Origin of the sequence: Mesorhizobium sp. M7A.F.Ca.AU.001.01.1.1 (genome assembly GCF_004022735.1) — a bacterium.
GTDB classification, from domain to species: Bacteria; Pseudomonadota; Alphaproteobacteria; order Rhizobiales; family Rhizobiaceae; genus Mesorhizobium; species Mesorhizobium ciceri.
Window position 1 is genome coordinate 1 of record NZ_RZPF01001192.1, and the last position, 984, is coordinate 984.

Sequence of the window (984 nt, forward strand, 5' to 3'; positions counted from 1 at the left end):
GCACCGCGGCCTGCGACTGCGGCCGGCGCACAAAGCTGCCTGAGCGGCGGCGGCGCTCGATCAGTCCGGCCTTGGCAAGCTGCGACAGCGCCTTGTTCACCGTCATGCGCGAGCAATTGTATTGCACGCTCAACTCATGCTCGAACGGGATGCGATGACCGGGCGCCCAGGCGCCGGACAGGATTTTCTCGCTGATGTCGGAGAGGATGCGCTGGTGCAGCGAGCCGCCGCCTTCCGCCTCCACTGTACCGGCCATGCTCATGCCGAAAGCGCCGTCATCACGTTGCGAAAACGCTCAGCGATGGCCTCTCGCTTCACATGCCTGCCGCCGCTGACCTGTTTGCGGCCATGCACCCAGACGCAGTCGACCTTGCTGCCATTGGCGAAGATCCAGGCGTCGAGGATCGCGTCGCCACTCTTGCCGGCCAGCGAGGGATTTTTGGGATCGAGCGAGACAAGATCGGCGGATGCGCCGGCGGCGATCGCGGAAGCACCGGCGCCAAGCGCGACGCTGCCACCGTCGAGCGCGGCGTCGAACAGTGCGCGGCCGGTCGAGCCGCCTGCGACCGCCAGCACATTGCGGGCGCGGTGGGCGAGGCGCTGCGAATATTCGAGCTGGCGCAACTCGTCGGGCAGGCCGATGAGCACATTGGAATCGGAGCCGACGCCATAGCGGCCGCCATGTTCCCTGAACAGCGGCGCGGCAAAAGTGCCGTCACCGAGATTGGCCTCGGTGATCGGGCATAGGCCGGCGATGGCACCGCTTTTGGCCATGGCAACGGTTTCAGCATCGGTCATGTGGGTGGCGTGGATCAGGCACCAGCGCTTGTCGACTTTGGCATTGGCCAGCAGAAATTCGACCGGCCGCGCGCCCGACCAGGCAAGGCAATCCTCGACTTCTTTCACCTGCTCGGCAATGTGGATGTGGATATTCCCGTCCGGCGCCAGTCCAGTCACGTCAATCAGTTCTTCCGGTCTCTCGGC

The 984-nt window shown here is 65.2% G+C and carries 2 protein-coding genes; both read right to left on the bottom strand.

The genetic code is table 11. The features are described 5' to 3' along the window. On the bottom strand, positions 1-262 hold a 262-nt coding region (locus EN884_RS36990), incomplete at its 3' end, for a GntR family transcriptional regulator (protein ID WP_128361179.1). After that, positions 259-984 (bottom strand): amidohydrolase family protein (locus EN884_RS36995; RefSeq protein ID WP_164895463.1); only part of this gene is annotated, 726 nt, incomplete at its 5' end. The genes EN884_RS36990 and EN884_RS36995, both read right to left, overlap by 4 nt.